The 13,995-nt window shown below is 71.6% G+C and carries 16 protein-coding genes; 8 read left to right on the top strand and 8 right to left on the bottom strand.

Annotation, left to right across the window (positions count from 1 at the left end; genetic code table 11):
- The first annotated feature begins 5 nt into the window (after nucleotides 1-5).
- From ACIQFU_RS09340 to ACIQFU_RS09320, 5 genes are all read left to right on the top strand, one after another.
- Nucleotides 6-668: a histidine phosphatase family protein gene (locus ACIQFU_RS09340; RefSeq protein WP_402550254.1), complete on the top strand. Its 663-nt coding sequence runs from the start codon at nucleotides 6-8 to the stop codon at nucleotides 666-668.
- Nucleotides 669-850: 182 nt separating this feature from the next.
- The gene (locus tag ACIQFU_RS09335; RefSeq protein WP_402550253.1) at nucleotides 851-1,684 is read left to right on the top strand and encodes a PIG-L family deacetylase; all 834 of its coding nucleotides are present in this window, start codon (nucleotides 851-853) and stop codon (nucleotides 1,682-1,684) included.
- 40 nt (nucleotides 1,685-1,724) lie between these two features.
- A complete protein-coding gene (locus ACIQFU_RS09330) occupies nucleotides 1,725-2,264 on the top strand; it encodes a GNAT family N-acetyltransferase (RefSeq protein WP_402550252.1) in 540 nt (179 codons plus the stop codon).
- A 66-nt stretch (nucleotides 2,265-2,330) separates the two neighbouring features.
- The gene (locus tag ACIQFU_RS09325) at nucleotides 2,331-3,134 is read left to right on the top strand and encodes an SAM-dependent methyltransferase (protein ID WP_402550251.1); all 804 of its coding nucleotides are present in this window, start codon (nucleotides 2,331-2,333) and stop codon (nucleotides 3,132-3,134) included.
- Between the two features lie 88 nt (nucleotides 3,135-3,222).
- The gene (locus tag ACIQFU_RS09320) at nucleotides 3,223-4,098 is read left to right on the top strand and encodes a glycosyltransferase family 2 protein (RefSeq protein ID WP_402550250.1); all 876 of its coding nucleotides are present in this window, start codon (nucleotides 3,223-3,225) and stop codon (nucleotides 4,096-4,098) included.
- Between the two features lie 354 nt (nucleotides 4,099-4,452).
- Here the strand turns inward: ACIQFU_RS09320 and ACIQFU_RS09315 are convergent, their stop codons facing one another.
- The 3 genes from ACIQFU_RS09315 to ACIQFU_RS09305 are packed head-to-tail and all read right to left on the bottom strand — an operon-like array spanning nucleotide 4,453 to nucleotide 6,769.
- Complete coding sequence (locus tag ACIQFU_RS09315; RefSeq protein ID WP_402550249.1) at nucleotides 4,453-4,995, bottom strand: MOSC domain-containing protein; 543 nt, start codon at nucleotides 4,993-4,995, stop codon at nucleotides 4,453-4,455.
- A gap of 54 nt (nucleotides 4,996-5,049) precedes the next feature.
- Nucleotides 5,050-5,499: a hypothetical protein gene (locus tag ACIQFU_RS09310; protein WP_402550248.1), complete on the bottom strand. Its 450-nt coding sequence runs from the start codon at nucleotides 5,497-5,499 to the stop codon at nucleotides 5,050-5,052.
- Nucleotides 5,500-5,521: 22 nt separating this feature from the next.
- Nucleotides 5,522-6,769, bottom strand: a complete 1,248-nt coding sequence (locus ACIQFU_RS09305) for an MFS transporter (protein ID WP_402550247.1) — start codon at nucleotides 6,767-6,769, stop codon at nucleotides 5,522-5,524.
- A gap of 122 nt (nucleotides 6,770-6,891) precedes the next feature.
- Between ACIQFU_RS09305 and ACIQFU_RS09300 the strand changes: the two genes are divergently transcribed.
- Entirely contained in the window at nucleotides 6,892-7,449 is a 558-nt protein-coding gene (locus tag ACIQFU_RS09300; RefSeq protein ID WP_402550246.1) for a TetR/AcrR family transcriptional regulator, read from the top strand.
- A gap of 55 nt (nucleotides 7,450-7,504) precedes the next feature.
- Here the strand turns inward: ACIQFU_RS09300 and ACIQFU_RS09295 are convergent, their stop codons facing one another.
- Both ACIQFU_RS09295 and ACIQFU_RS09290 read right to left on the bottom strand, forming a co-directional pair.
- Nucleotides 7,505-8,890: a cellulase family glycosylhydrolase gene (locus ACIQFU_RS09295; protein WP_402550245.1), complete on the bottom strand. Its 1,386-nt coding sequence runs from the start codon at nucleotides 8,888-8,890 to the stop codon at nucleotides 7,505-7,507.
- Between the two features lie 267 nt (nucleotides 8,891-9,157).
- Complete coding sequence (locus ACIQFU_RS09290; RefSeq protein ID WP_402550244.1) at nucleotides 9,158-9,622, bottom strand: SRPBCC family protein; 465 nt, start codon at nucleotides 9,620-9,622, stop codon at nucleotides 9,158-9,160.
- 495 nt (nucleotides 9,623-10,117) lie between these two features.
- Here ACIQFU_RS09290 and ACIQFU_RS09285 point away from each other — a divergent pair, with 495 nt between their 5' ends.
- Nucleotides 10,118-10,288 (top strand): hypothetical protein, encoded by a 171-nt coding sequence (locus ACIQFU_RS09285; protein WP_402550243.1) that lies wholly within the window; start codon nucleotides 10,118-10,120, stop codon nucleotides 10,286-10,288.
- Between the two features lie 70 nt (nucleotides 10,289-10,358).
- Here the strand turns inward: ACIQFU_RS09285 and ACIQFU_RS09280 are convergent, their stop codons facing one another.
- Nucleotides 10,359-10,802 carry a VOC family protein gene (locus ACIQFU_RS09280; protein ID WP_402550242.1) on the bottom strand — a complete coding sequence of 148 codons (444 nt, stop codon included), beginning with the start codon at nucleotides 10,800-10,802 and terminating at the stop codon, nucleotides 10,359-10,361.
- Nucleotides 10,799-11,734, bottom strand: a complete 936-nt coding sequence (locus ACIQFU_RS09275; RefSeq protein WP_402550241.1) for a LysR family transcriptional regulator — start codon at nucleotides 11,732-11,734, stop codon at nucleotides 10,799-10,801. The genes ACIQFU_RS09280 and ACIQFU_RS09275 overlap by 4 nt, the downstream gene beginning before the upstream one ends.
- Nucleotides 11,735-11,828: 94 nt before the next feature.
- Between ACIQFU_RS09275 and ACIQFU_RS09270 the strand changes: the two genes are divergently transcribed.
- Entirely contained in the window at nucleotides 11,829-12,995 is a 1,167-nt protein-coding gene (locus ACIQFU_RS09270) for a nuclear transport factor 2 family protein (protein ID WP_402550240.1), read from the top strand.
- 35 nt (nucleotides 12,996-13,030) lie between these two features.
- Here the strand turns inward: ACIQFU_RS09270 and ACIQFU_RS09265 are convergent, their stop codons facing one another.
- Entirely contained in the window at nucleotides 13,031-13,990 is a 960-nt protein-coding gene (locus tag ACIQFU_RS09265) for a DUF3500 domain-containing protein (protein ID WP_402550239.1), read from the bottom strand.
- Between the last annotated feature and the right edge of the window lie 5 nt (nucleotides 13,991-13,995).

Below are 13,995 nucleotides of genomic sequence, written 5' to 3'. Positions count from 1 at the left end.
GTCGCATGCGTCTACTGCTCATCAGGCACGGCCAGACCCCGTCCAACCTCAAGCACCTCCTGGACACCGCCGAGCCCGGCCCCGGTCTGACCTCCCTCGGCCAGGAACAGGCCGCGGCGCTGCCCGACGCACTGGCACCGGAGAGGATCGACGTCCTGTACGCGTCGACGCTCGTACGCACCCAGCTGACCGCCGCGCCGCTGGCCGCCTCGACCGGGCTGGAGGTCCGGGTCCGGGCAGGCATCCGGGAACTGACCGCGGGTGATCTGGAGATGCGCGGCGACGACGAGGCGGCACACACCTACATGCGGACCGCCTTCGCCTGGTCCGCGGGGGACGTGCGGCTCCGTATGCCCGGCGGCGAGAACGGGGAGGAGGCGCTGGCCCGGTTCGACGCCGTCGTCGCCGAGGCGCACGCGGACGGCGCGCAGACGGTGGCGATGGTCAGCCACGGTGCCGCGATCCGTATGTGGGTGGCAGCGCGGGCCGACAACGTGGACATCGACTACGCCGCGCGCCACCCCCTGGCCAACACGGGGATCGTCACCCTCGCCGGGTCGCCCGACGAGGGATGGCGGGCACTGCTCTGGGAGGGCGGCTCCGTGGGGCCCCTTCCCCACACACCGGGCCCGGACGACCCCACGGGGTCGGCGGTTCCCACGCCCTGACGCCGGGCGGCGGGAGCGGGAACAGCGGGGCCGGCCCGCGCCGTTGCACAGGCGGAGAGAGCGGCGCCCCTGGGCGGGGGACACCTGACCACGAGGCTGCCCGCCCGGCGGAGAGGGTTCCGGAATCGCCGCACACCCGTCGTACTCGGATTTATACGCATGTCTGCAGGAGGAAAGCTCTTATGACGGACCGACCCTTGACGCTCATGGCCGTGCACGCCCATCCCGACGACGAGGCCACCGGAACGGGCGGTGTCCTGGCGCGGTACGCGGCGGAGGGCGTCCGCACGGTGCTCGTGACGTGTACCGACGGCGGTTGCGGCGACGGACCGGGGGGTGTCAAGCCGGGCGACCCGGGACACGATCCGGCGGCCGTCGCCTCGATGCGCCGGCAGGAACTCCGGGAGAGCTGCGAGGTCCTGAAGATCAGCGATCTCGAGTTGCTGGACTATGCCGACTCCGGGATGGCGGGCTGGCCGAGCAACGACGCCCCCGGTTCCTTCTGGCGGACCCCTGTGGCGGAAGGCGCCGCGCGACTCGCGGAACTCATGCGGCGCTACCGTCCCGATGTGGTCGTCACCTACGACGAGAACGGTTTCTACGGTCATCCCGACCACATCCAGGCGCACCGCATCACGATGGCGGCACTGGAGATGACGGAGCAGGCGCCGAAGGTGTACTGGACGACGGCGCCCCGATCGATGATGGGGCGTTTCGGCGAGATCATGCGCGAGTTCCACGAGGACATGCCGGAGCCGGACCCCGCCGAGGCCGCCGCGATGGCCGAGATCGGCCTGCCCGACGACGAGATCACCACCTGGGTCGACACCACCGCGTTCAGCGGCCAGAAGTTCGACGCACTGGCCGCGCACGCCAGTCAGGGCGAGAACATCTTCTTCCTCAGGATGGGCAAGGAGAGGTTCGGCGAGTTGATGGGCATGGAGACCTTCGTGCGCGTCCGGGACACCACCGGCGCGGCCCTGCCGGAGGACGACCTCTTCGCCGGACTGCGCTGATCCCCGGCCGACGGCACTCCCGGGCTGTTAGCCTGCGCGCATGTCTGACCTGGGACGCGTCGCCTGGCCACCCGAGCCGATCAGGACCGAGAGACTCGTGCTCCGCGAGTCCGAGGCCGGGGACCGTGCGGTGTTCGTCGAGCTGCTGGCGTCGCCGGAGGTGCACACCTACCTCGGCGGACCCCGTACGCGCGAGGAGCTCGAGCGCGAGATGCCCGGGGTGCCGGGGCGGTGGCCCGGGTGTTTCGTCGTGGAACTCGACGGGGCGATGATCGGCGAGATCCTGCTCAGGAGACCGTCGGAGCACCAACGCCCGGCCGCGGTGGGAATGGTCGACCTCGGCTACCTGTTCCTGCCGCGGGCGTGGGGGTCCGGGTACGCCGCCGAGGCGTGCGCGGCGGCACTCGACTGGCTCGGCGGCGTCCTTCCCGGCGAGCCGGTCGTGCTGACCACCCAGACCGCCAACCTCCGTTCGATGCGTCTCGCCGCGAAGCTGGGTTTCACCGAGGCCGAGCGGTTCCACGCGTGGGACGCCGAGCAGTGGCTCGGCCTGCGGTCCCCGGTCCCGCCGTCCGGCTGACCCCAATGCCACGCGACTGCACAGCACTTGACCCAAAGATGCGCAGCTCTGTGTGAAGCTTTGCCCATGAGTCATCCGAGTGAAGAAGTCAGAGCCAGACTGCAGACCGATCGTCCGCACTCCGCCCGGGTCTGGAACTACCTGCTGGGAGGCAAGGACAACTACCCCGTCGACAGCCAGGCCGGCGACGTCATCCTGTCGACGTTCCCCGAGTTCGCCGCCGTGGCCCGGCTGCAACGGCGGTTCCTGGCACGGGCGGTGCGCTTCCTGGCGGGTGAGGCCGGCATCCGGCAGTTCCTCGACATCGGCACGGGACTGCCCACCGCGGACAACACGCACGAACTGGCCCAGCGCATCGCGACGGAGAGCCGCATCGTGTACGTGGACAACGACCCCCTCGTCCTCACCCACGCCCAGGCACTGCTCACCAGCAGCCCGGAGGGCGCCTGCGCCTACATCGACGCCGATGTCCGGGACCCGGAACGGATTCTGGCCGAAGCCGCCAAGACCCTGGACCTCAGCCGTCCGGTCGCGCTCACCATGCTGGGGATCATCGGACAGATCTCCGACGCCGAACGTCCGGCGGAGCTGGTGAACTCGCTGCTCTCGGGGCTGCCCCCGGGCAGCTACCTGGCCCTGAGCGACGGCACCGACGGCAACGAGGCGCTCAACAGGGCGGTCGAGGCATACAACGGACAGTCGGCCAACACCTACCACCTGCGGTCCCCGCAGCAGATCGAGGCCTACTTCGCCGGACTGACCCTGGTGGAGCCGGGAGTCGTGTCCACGGGTACCTGGCGCCCGGACGAGGACCGGCCCGAGGAGGCGACGGCCGATGTGTCCGTCTGCGGAGTCGCGGTCAAGAACTGACGGCGCCCCGCCCCCTGCGTGGACGGGACACGGCGCACGGCACGGGCCGATAGGCTGCGTCGATCGTGACGTCGATCGGAGTTCACCCGTGAGCCACCCACGTCTGGGGATCGCCATCCTGACCATGGGCAACCGGCCGGCGGAGTTGCGGGCGCTGCTGGACTCGGTGGCCGGGCAGACACTGCCGGCCACACGCACCGTGGTGATCGGCAACGGCAGCCCGCTGCCGGAGCTGCCCGCCGGCGTGGACGGGGTGGAACTGGAGGAGAACCTGGGCGTCTCCGGCGGCCGGAACGCGGCCGTCGAGCACCTGCGGGCATGCGGGGACGTGGACGTCGTCGTCGACTTGGACGACGACGGACTGCTCGTCGACACGGACGTCTTCGAGACACTGGCCGCGATGTACGAGGCCGACCGGCGGCTGGGGATCGTGTCGTTCCGTATCGCCGACGAGCGCGGCCGCACCCAGCGCAGGCACGTTCCTCGGCTGCGGTCGAAGGACCCGTTGCGCGGCGGCGAGGTGACCACGTTCCTGGGCGGCGGGCACGCGCTGTCGATGCGGATGCTGGACCGGATCGGCGGCTGGCCGGACGCCTTCTTCTTCACCCATGAGGAGACCGACCTCGCGTGGCGGGCGCTCGACGACGGATGGCGGGTGGTGTACGAGCCGTCGCTGCTGCTCCAGCACCCCTGGACGTCACCGGCCCGGCACGCCGTGTACCACCGGATGACGGCCCGCAACCGGGTGTGGCTGGCCAAACGCCACCTGCCCGCGCCGCTGGTGCCGGCCTATCTCGCGACTTGGACCCTGCTGACCCTGGCGCGGACACGGTCGTGGGGCGGTCTGCGGGCGTGGGCGGCCGGATTCGCCGAGGGGGTGCGATTGCCGGGCGGTCCGCGGCGGCCGATGCGGTGGGCGACCGTGGCCCGGATGACGCGTCTGGGCCGCCCGCCGGTCGTCTGACCGTCCGGCCCGGCCGCTGTCCGAGGGCACCCCGGGCAGGAGCGGCGGCGAGTTCCCTGGTGGCCGGCGCCACCTCCTGTCGAGGGCCGTGGCCACGTCCGGCGCGCCCGCGGCCCCGCCGACCGTCGTCGGCAACTCGTCGCCCTCACGCCCGAGGGGGAAGGACTCCAGCGGCACCTGATCGAGGTGGCTCAGCGCTCGCAGGACCGGTTCCTCGAATGCCTGGCACCCCAGGAGCGTGCCGTGCCGGCCGAGTTGCTGCGGCGTGTCCCGGCCCGCGGACTCCACGGCCGCCGGGGTGCCCGCCTCGGAGAGCCCGGACGGTCGTCAGGGCCGACAGCCGGGAGAAGGACGTCAGACGCGGTCGAGGGGCCGGTGCGGCTCGCTGGGAAGTTCCGCTGTGATCGTGTCACCGGGACGCACCGTGCCGCCGTGCTTCACGATGCTCATGATTCCGGCCTTGCGCACGACGTTCCCGGCCTCGTCACGGCCGACGACCCGCTTCAGGAGCCCCTCCTGGAAGTTGTCGATCTGCAGGCAGGGATTGCGCAGGCCGGTCACCTCCAGCACGGCGTCGTCGCCGATGCGCAGCAGCGTGCCGACCGGCAGCCCCAGCAGATCCATGCCGCGGGTGGTGATGTTCTCGCCGAGGTCACCGGACGACACCTTGAATCCCTCCGCGCCGACCTCGGCGAAGAGTTCCTCGTGGAGGAGGTGGACCTGGCGCAGGTTCGGCTGGGTGGGGTCCTGCGCGACCCGCGAACGGTGCTTGACCGTCACGCCGGCGTGTACGTCGCCCTCCACACCCAGCCCGGCGAGGAGCGTGATGCTGTTCCGGTTCGGCTTGGTGAACGAGTACGTGCCGTTGCTGCTGACCGCCGTGACCACACTGCTCATCCCTGACGCCCCTCCCGAGTGACACTGATCGGCCACGACCCTAACCCCAGGACCTCACGCGTCGTCCGGAACGTGGGGACGCCGGGCAAGCCGCAGGGCTTCCGCCGTGACTTCGGCGTCTACCCGGGCCGGTGTCCCGTCGTCGTACCCGAGGAGGTCGTACTCGTCGTCCAGTTGGGCGAGCCGCTCCGTCAGAGGCAGTTCGTGTCCGAAGCGCTGGTGGATCCGGAGCGTCAGCTCGCGTGGTGTCAGTTCCCCCGCGAGCATCCGGGCGGCCAGTGCCCGCGCACCGGCTTCCCGTCCGGCAGGACTGCCCGCGGCGCAGAAGGCCAGGCCCAGTTCGTCGAGTGCCGGGGGAAGGAGGTCGGGGACGTCGTAGTCGGCCTCCGCGCGAGTGCAGGCGGCCAGGATCCGCAGCGCGGGGCTGTCGAGACCGGCGACGAGCGCCTCGCATCCCGGGCTGAGCGGAGCCGGCGAATTTTCGCCCCGGGCCGTCCGCGGCACCGACGGCCGCGGCCACCGGCTGTCATCCCTCGGTGCGCCGCACCGGACGTTCCGCGACGAGATCGGCGGGGATGCCGGCGTCACCTGTCTGTCGGTGGGACGCGCGGGTGCCGGCGGCCGGGGCCGCGAGAACGGCCGTGGCGACGAAGGCCAGCACCACGACCATCGCCGGGCGCAGCCCGTAGTGATCGCCCAGGAAACCGAGGGTGGGCGGCCCCACGAGGAAGGCGATGTAACCGATCGTCGCCACGAGCCCGACACGGGCGGTCTCGTCGGGGCCCGAGTCACCGGCCGCCGACAGGGCCACCGGAAAACCCAGGGACGCGCCGAGTCCCCAGAACAGCACGGCGGCCGCCGCGACGACGGCGTTGTCGGAGAAGATGACCAGACACAGACCGATCGCTCCGGAGACCGCGCTGGCCCGCACCACGGTCGCGCGGCTGTGACGACTGAGGAAGAACGTACCGCTGAAGCGCCCGAGAGTCATCGCCGCGGCGAACCCCACGTAGACGAGCGAGCCGACGGCGGCGTCCAGCCCGTGACCGTCGACCATGAGCAGGGGCAGCCAGTCGTTGGCGGCCCCCTCGGCGAGGGCCATGGCCAGGACGATGGCCCCGATCACCAGGAGCCGTCGGTCCCTCCACACCTGCGGCCGTGAGTCCCGCGTGGAGTCCGAGGAAGACGGCACCGCACGGATTCCGGTCCCGGCGGGGACGGCACCGATGGCGTACGCGAAGATCGCGGTCGTCACCACGGCCACTGCCGGCAGGTGCCAGTGGGCGGGGAACGCCGCAGCGGTGGCCGCCATGCCGGCCAGGCCTCCGACGACGGTGCCCAGGCTGAAGCAGCCGTGCAGCGTGGGCAGTACCGCCGTGCCGGTGATCCGTTCCACGTCGGCACCGTCCACGTTGATCGCCACCTCACCCGACCCGACCCCGACGCCGAACACACACAGTCCCACGGTGACCAGGGGAGCGGAGGCCAGTGCGCTGCCCACGCCGACGACGGCCACGCTCGTGGTGATCAACAGCGTGCCGAGCGCCGTCACGGGTCTGGTCCCGAACCGTGAGACGAAACGGCCGGAGAAGAGGATGCCGGTCATCGACCCGACGGACAGACCGAACAGCACCAGTCCCATCTGCCCCGTCGACACGCCCAGACGGTCACGGATGTCCGGCGTGCGCGTGACCCAGGACGACATGGCGATGCCATTGAGGAAGAAGAAGAGGAACAGCGCCCGGCGGCGTCGGCGTATGGCGCGGTCTGTCAAGGAGGGGCTCCGCCGGTGTTGGAGACAATGGGACAGGCAGGCGACGACCCCGCGTCACCCACCGAGTATGCACAAATGTACATACCGGGTGGGGGGCCGAGAAGACAAGGCAGACAACGGCGATGACAGGCAGCACCCGTGGCCCCAACGACCCCCGGCGCCGCGAGCGCATCCTCGACGCCGCGCTCGACGTCATCGCCGAGCACGGCGCCATCAAAGTGACCTTCCGCAAGATCGCCGAGGCGGCGGGGGTGCCGCTGGGGTCACTGACCTACTACTTCGACGACATGCAGCATCTGCTGACCGACGCCTTCACCCGGCTCGCCGAGACCGTCTCCACGCGTTACGGCGCCCTTCTGGAGGCCGCGCGGACCCGCCGGGAGGCCGAGGCGGCGGTCGTCGAGATCATCTGCGGCAAGGTCTGGGGAACCGACCGCAACCTCCTGCTCAGCTACGAGCTGTACGCCTTCGCCACCCGTCATCCCGAGGTGCGCGCCGTCATGCGGTCCTGGATGCGAGCCAGCCGGGATTCGCTGGCCAGACACTTCGACCCGCTCACCGCGCGGGCCCTCGACGCCCTGATCGAAGGACTCTCCATCCACAACTCGGTCGACCCTCGGCCCACCGAGCGCGGGGAGGTGGCCGCCATCGTCAAAGCCGTCGCCGACCGGCGCCGTTGAACATGCGGCCGCCGACCGGGGCGGGGCTTTGGACGACCCGCAGCCCCGCCGCGGGTCAACTCGTCGGGAAGTCGTCGGCGGTGCTGATGCGGCTCTTGAGCAGAGCCCCGGACTCGGTCAACACGCCGTTGCTGCTGTAGTCGGTACCGCCGCAGGTGCCCGGCTTGAACGCGGCGCTGCCCTCGTCGGCGTCGGAGTACGTCCAGTTCGCGTAGCCGATCTTCAGCTGGTCGAGCAGATCCAGCCACGCGATGCTGCTCGCCCGGTCCACCGCACCCCCGCCGGTGGCGCTCACCGTGCCGAACTCGGAGACGAAGAGCGGCAGTCGGGCGGCCGCCCGGCTCACCGTGGACCGGTAGGCGTCCTTGTGGCTCGCGGCGTAGAAGTGGAACGCGTACATGATGTTGGTCGCGTTCACGGGGTTGTCGACCACCTCGCTCTCGTTGGCGCCGTCCGAGACCCCCAGCGAGGACCAGCCGCGGGTGCCGACGATGACGACGGCGTCCGGGTCGGCGGCCCGGATCACCGGGATGACCTGCTCGGCGTAGTTCTTGATGGCCGTCCAGCTCACGCCGTTGGGTTCGTTGGCGATCTCGTAGATCACGTTCTTCTTGTCGGCGTTGCGGGCGGCGACGGAGGAGAAGAACGTCTTGGCGCGGTCGAGGTTGTAGTTCGGATCGCCCGGCGTCAGCGTATGGAAGTCGATCACCGCGTACATGCCGCGTGCCTCGGCCATGTCGACCAGACGGTTCACCTGACCGGTGAAGCCCTCCGGGTCGGTCTCGTAGCCGTCCTCCTGTACGTACATGGCCACGCGGAGCAGGTCCGACTTCCAGTCGTCGGCCAGCGCGTCCAGGGCCTCGTCGCCGTAGCACTCGCCGAACCACTGGATGCCGTGCGTGCTCATGCCGCGGAGCTGAACGGGACGGTCGTACTGGTTGCACAGATGCACACCGCAGACGTGCAGTTGCCCGTTGACGTCGGCGGGGGCGCCGGTGGCGGGCGGATCGGTCGGGGGGTCCGTCGGTGGATCGGTGACGGATCCCGTGCAGGTCACGCCGTTGAGGGCGAAGGACGTGGGCGCCGGGTTGGAACCCGTGAAGGACCCCACGAATCCCAGGTCGGCGGACGCGCCGGTGGACAGGGTGCGGTTCCAGTCGACGCCGCCTGCGGTGACCGCGGCACCAGACTGTGACCAGGCCGCGTTCCACCCCTGGACGACCTTCTGTCCGGTGTCCGGCAGGGTGAATCCGAGCGTCCACCCGCTGACGGGATCACCCAGGTTCGTGACCTTCACACCGGCTTGGAATCCGCCGGACCACTGGCTGGTGATCGTGTACTCGACCGTACAGCCGGTTGCGGCCTGCGCCGGGGGGCCGACGAGCGCCGTGAGACCGACGACCGATGCGCCGGTCGCGAGCAGGGCCAGAAGACGTTTCAAGGCATTCCTCCTTGACTGTCGTGCGCATGACATTCCGGGCGGCGGGTGGGAGCGCTCCCAAACGCCGTCGGCCCGAGACCGTACACCTGAGTGCCGGTGCGCGACAGGTGTGGGACCGCCGAACTGCTCCCAATCGGCCACAGGCCGCTGATCGCGTGACGGGAGAACGGAAGAACGAACGAGGGGATGAGCGGAGGACGGAAGGGCGGAAGGGCGGACAGGCGGGCGGTCCGGGCGCTCGGCGGCGGCGGACGGCCTTCGGCGCCGTCAGGCCCCGGTGGCGGACGTGTAGCGGGCCAGTTCGGCGGCCAGGCGGCGCATGACCGTGCGGTTGGCCCGCCGCATCGTGCCGCGCACGACCGGGGCCAGCAGGCGGTCGGCGAGCGGGGCGCGTACCCAGGCGTAAGTGAACGAGACGGCGGCCCCGCCGGTCGGCAGCGGCTCGATGGCGTAGGTCCCGTGGGCCAGGCGCCGGCCGCCCGCGCTGACGTTGCGTTCGACGATCCGCCGCGGCCCGTCGGCCTCGACCACCTCGATGCCGACCTCGGTCCTCGTGCCGCCCAGCGAGGCGGTGACGGTGGCGCGCGAGCCGATACCGCAGGCGGGGCCGCCGTAGCGCCAGTCGGACAGGTAGTGATTCGTGAATCGCTCGTGGTGTGCCATGACGTCGAGGAAGTCGTAGACCTGCTCGGGCGTCTGGGGCACGCCGATCGACACGGTGACAGGCTTCATGTACCACACGGTAGCGTCGAGCCGTCGCGAAGCCCGCCGGCCGCTAGGGCGTCGCACGGGTGGTGGAGCCGACCCGGTGCACGCGTAGGGGCGAAAGGCGGCCACACGGGCGCGGGCCGGCACGCGAGACTGTGCGGGTGTTGAGCAACCTCCCTGAGATACCGGCGGGATTCGTCGGACGCACGCGTGAACCGGACCGGGTGGACGAGGTGCTGCGCGGGCACTGTCTCGTGACCCTCACGGGAATGGGCGGCGTCGGCAAGAGCGGACTCGCCCCGCAGGCGACGCACCGGTCACGCGCCACCGACGGTCGAGCTGTCGCGTTCGCCGAGCTCTGGCCGTTCCCCGACGACCGGCTCCTGGTCGCCACGGTCGCCGACGCACTCGACTTCTCCGACCACACGGCGGACGACCCGGCCGCCGCGCTCGCGGCCGGGGGGCGCCGCGGAACCCGCCGCGGAGGCCTGCGCCGTCGGCGAGACCCTGTGGAGTTCGGTGGGCCACCCGCAGCGCGGGACACCGGAGCTGGGTCCGACGCGCGCCCACTACGAGAGCACCGTCCGCGCGGTGCTCGGAGACACGCGGTACGAGTCCGTGACGGTACGGAGCGTGGTCCGCGGGCCGGAAGCCGTACTGGCCGACCTGCTGGGGCCCGCACCGGACTGACATCGCAACGCCGCGGGCCCGGGCCCCGCCTGCGGATGCGCGGGGCCTCGGCGCTTGGCCCTCGCTGTCCTCAGCCGATCTGTTCGGCGAGCCCCACGACGATGCCCTCGGGGCCGCGCACGTAGCAGAGCCTGAAGACGTTCTCGTACTCCACGACCTCGCCCACGAGTTCGGCGACACCACGGGCCCGCAGCCGGGCGACGAGGTCGTCGACGTCGTCCACGGCGAACATGACGCGCCGGAGGCCCAGGGTGTTCGCGGGCGCCTCGCGCGGCTCGGGAACGACGGCCTCCGGGCGGTGGAACTTCGCCAGCTCCACCCGGCCCGGACCGCCCGGAACCCGCAGCATGGCCACGTCCTGCCGGACGTCGTCGAGCCCGATCACACGCTCCGCCCCGCGCCATTCGAGCGGTCCCTTGCTCTCCAGTTCCAGGCCGAGTTCGACGAAGAACGCGACGACGGTGTCGAGGTCGTCGACGACGACGAGTACGTTGTCCAGCCGCTGGATCGTCATGCGGGGGTCTCCTTCTTCGCTGCGGTGTTCTCCCGGACGCGGCCGCCCGGTGTGGTGAACGCGAGGGTGAGCTCGTCGTGGAGGGATGCCGCACCGGGGTGGGGGCCACGGCGTGGCGTGATCGTGTAGATCCCCCGGGTCGGGGGATCCACGAGGCGCACGGTCGTGACGTCGGTTCGCAGAGCACGCGTCAGTACTCCGGGTATCAGCGCGATGGCGTGACCGGTCGCCACCAAGGCAAGCTTGCCGGGCAGATCGGCCGCGTCCAGTTCGATGCGGGCACCGACTCCGGCCCGGGCGGCGTGCTGGCGCAGTAGCGCCGCCGAGCCGTCGTTGTCCTCGACCCAGACCTCCTCGGCCAGCGCCCGAATGTGCACGGGGCCGCTCCCGGCCCGGGGATGACCGACGGGCAGGACGACGACCATGGCGTCCAGCCCGAGGAAGCGCCGTTCGACCTGCGAGTCCTGGGGCAGGCCGGGAGGCGCGTCGGTGACGACGGCGATGTCGAGGTCACCGTCGGCCACGCGCCGGTGCAACTGCCCGCTCAGGCCGGGGACCAGGCTCCAGCGGAGGCGTCCGCCCCTGTCCAGCAGGCCGCGGATGGCCTCCGGAACGATTCCGGAGGCCAGGGAGGGGGCGGCGCCGACGGCCAACGGCCGGCCGGTCGCCCCGTCGCGAACGTCACGTGCGGCGCGGACGGCCCGGTCGGCCTCGTTGAGGGTGGTCAGGGCGTGGCGCCGGAACACGTCACCGGCAGACGTCGGACGCACACCACGCGCATGGCGCTCCACCAGCGTCACACCCAGCTGCCGCTCCAGCCCGGCGATCTGTCGGGAGACGGCCGACTGCGTGTGATTCAGCTCGTCGGCGGCCGCCGACAGCGACCCGAGGCGGCACACGGTCACGAAGGTCCGCCACACAGTCAGGTCCATCGCGCCAGTATGGCGGCCGGTATGCGTGACGCGCATGCCGGCAGTGCGAAATCTGCGCTTGTCGCAACTCTTCCGATCCACCAGTGTGGCGTCCATGACCGCACCACGAACGCACCGCACCATCGCCGTCCTCGGCCTGGGACGCATGGGAGAGGCGATCGCCACCCGGCTCACCGCCCAGGGCTGGGACGTCGTCGGCTGGACACGCTCCGGGCACACGTCGGGCACCGTCGAGGTGGCCGACGACCCGGCCACCGCGGCGGCGAAGGCCGACCTCGTGCTCCTGTCGCTGTTCGACGGGCCCGCCTGCCGACAGGTCCTCGACGACGTCCGGGACTCGCTGCGCACGGACACCGTCGTGCTGAACACCAGTACCGTCGCACCCGCCCAGGCGTCGCAGCTCGCGCGTCGACTCGGCCGGTCCTACGTCCACGCGCCCGTGATCGGCTCCGTCCCGGCCGCGGCCGGCGGAACGCTCCGGATCCTCGCCGCCGCCGAACAGGGCACGCTCGACAGAGCCCGGCCGGTGCTGGAATCGCTGGGTACCGTGCGACGCGTCGACGATGCCGCCACCGCCGCCGCACTCAAACTCGTCGCCAACAGCAGCCTTGCCGGAGCCCTCCTCGCGCTGCGCGACTCACTGCGGCAGGGCGACGCGCTCGGCCTGCCCCGCGAGCAGGTGCTCGACGTTCTCGAACTCGGCGCGCTCGGAGGGCTCGTGGCCCGCAAGCGTCCCTTGCTCACCGGCCGTCCGGCCCCGCGCACGGCCGAGTTCACCGTCGGGGCGCTGGCCAAGGACATGGCGCTGCTCGCCGCGGCGTCCAACGCGCCCTTGCGCAGCGGGGACGACCTGGCCGGGCCCGCCGTCGACCCCGAGGCCGACATCGCCGTCGCCGCCGCCGTGCCGGCCGTGGAGGGGGCCGTACTCGATCCGCTCCGCGCCTACGTCCGCGGCCACGCCACCGGCGACCCCGGGCACTTCCGCGACGCGTTCCTGCCCACCGCCCACATCGAAGGCGTCCGGGACGGCGCGTTCGTCTCCTGGGGCCTGGAGGAGTACTGCTCCCTCTTCGAGGGGCGGCCGGCCCCGGACGAACCGACCCGCGCCCGCCGGATCGACGCCGTCGCGGTCCACGGCACCGTCGCGACCGCCACCATGACGCTGCGGCACGGTGCGGACAGGTTCACCGACGTCTTCCTGCTGGTCCGCGCCGACGACGGCTGGCGGATCGCCAACAAGGCCTACCACCGCCACTCTTGAGGACACGGCCGGGACGGCCCGCGCGGGACGACGGCCTACGCGTGCTGGTCCGAGTAGTGCCCGCGGAGCAGGTCGGCCCCCCAGTCGTGGCGGACGTGGCGCCAGACCGAGTGGGCGTGGTTGCCGTCGTCCTGGGTGTTGTCGTACTCGATCAGGAAGTCCGGGGCGCGGACGCAGTAGTAGTGCCGGTCCCCGGGCTCGAGGCCGCCGGCCCAGGCGAAGGAGAGGGAACCCAGTCCACGGGTCACCGTCTCGGACCAGCACTCGCGGGCGTACGCGGTGGGCGCACGGTCGAGATAGCGGCGCACCAGGCGCTGCAGAAGGTGCTGCTGACCGGGCGTCATGCGGTCGTGCGTCAGACCGTCCGGAAGAAGACCCGGATCGGCGAACGGATCGTCCCGGGTCGTGATGTCGTCCGGCGGCGTGGCGGCGAACACCGTGACCGCCCGTGCGCTGCCCGGCAGGTCTGTGACAAGCGCCCTGGCCAGGTCCTCCTCGGGTCCGAGGAGCCGGTGGCCCGTCCGTGGTCCGCTGCCGACGCGAGCCGGTTCCGAGCCGACGAAGTGGGGCGTCACCCGGATCCCGGCGGCCGTGACCAGTACGTGCACGGCGAGGTGGTGGCCGTTCATCCGCCAGCCCCACGGTTGTCCGCCGTCCGGGTCGCCGAGCAGCCGCACCCAGTAGCGGTCCGGGCCCAAGGGCCCCTGCAGGGCACGGCGGTGCCGTTCCACCTCGATCGCGCCGCGCACCAGCTCCGCTCCCGCCGCGCTGTGCGCCGTGGCCAGGAGGGCGTCGACCGCCTCGCGCTGCCGGTCGTCGAGCCCTTCGGTGGGCAGTCCGGGGCGCGGGCCCGGCAGATAGGTCCACTCGCGCAGCTCGGGCGCGTCCAACCGGTCGGGCGCCGCGCGCAGTTCACGCACCTGTTCCGGCTCCAGTACGGCGATCAGCGCACGTGCCGCCTCGCGCATCCCGGAGGCGACGTCCTTCGAAGGCATCCCCG

It is taken from the genome of Streptomyces sp. NPDC093065 (assembly GCF_044754585.1).
Classification (GTDB): Bacteria; Actinomycetota; Actinomycetes; order Streptomycetales; family Streptomycetaceae; genus Streptomyces.
This window is presented reverse-complemented; position numbering and strand designations above follow the sequence as displayed.

What these genes read in the sequence shown, in the direction of transcription:
- ACIQFU_RS09340 (WP_402550254.1), top strand. Translation starts at nt 6, where the DNA reads ATGCGTCTACTGCTCATCAGGCACGGCCAGACCCCGTCCAACCTCAAG.
- ACIQFU_RS09335 (WP_402550253.1), top strand. Translation starts at nt 851, where the DNA reads ATGACGGACCGACCCTTGACGCTCATGGCCGTGCACGCCCATCCCGAC.
- ACIQFU_RS09330 (WP_402550252.1), top strand. Translation starts at nt 1,725, where the DNA reads ATGTCTGACCTGGGACGCGTCGCCTGGCCACCCGAGCCGATCAGGACC.
- ACIQFU_RS09325 (WP_402550251.1), top strand. Translation starts at nt 2,331, where the DNA reads ATGAGTCATCCGAGTGAAGAAGTCAGAGCCAGACTGCAGACCGATCGT.
- ACIQFU_RS09315 (WP_402550249.1), bottom strand. Translation starts at nt 4,995, where the DNA reads ATGAGCAGTGTGGTCACGGCGGTCAGCAGCAACGGCACGTACTCGTTC.
- ACIQFU_RS09300 (WP_402550246.1), top strand. Translation starts at nt 6,892, where the DNA reads ATGACAGGCAGCACCCGTGGCCCCAACGACCCCCGGCGCCGCGAGCGC.
- ACIQFU_RS09290 (WP_402550244.1), bottom strand. Translation starts at nt 9,622, where the DNA reads ATGAAGCCTGTCACCGTGTCGATCGGCGTGCCCCAGACGCCCGAGCAG.
- ACIQFU_RS09280 (WP_402550242.1), bottom strand. Translation starts at nt 10,802, where the DNA reads ATGACGATCCAGCGGCTGGACAACGTACTCGTCGTCGTCGACGACCTC.
- ACIQFU_RS09275 (WP_402550241.1), bottom strand. Translation starts at nt 11,734, where the DNA reads ATGGACCTGACTGTGTGGCGGACCTTCGTGACCGTGTGCCGCCTCGGG.
- ACIQFU_RS09270 (WP_402550240.1), top strand. Translation starts at nt 11,829, where the DNA reads ATGACCGCACCACGAACGCACCGCACCATCGCCGTCCTCGGCCTGGGA.
- ACIQFU_RS09265 (WP_402550239.1), bottom strand. Translation starts at nt 13,990, where the DNA reads ATGCCTTCGAAGGACGTCGCCTCCGGGATGCGCGAGGCGGCACGTGCG.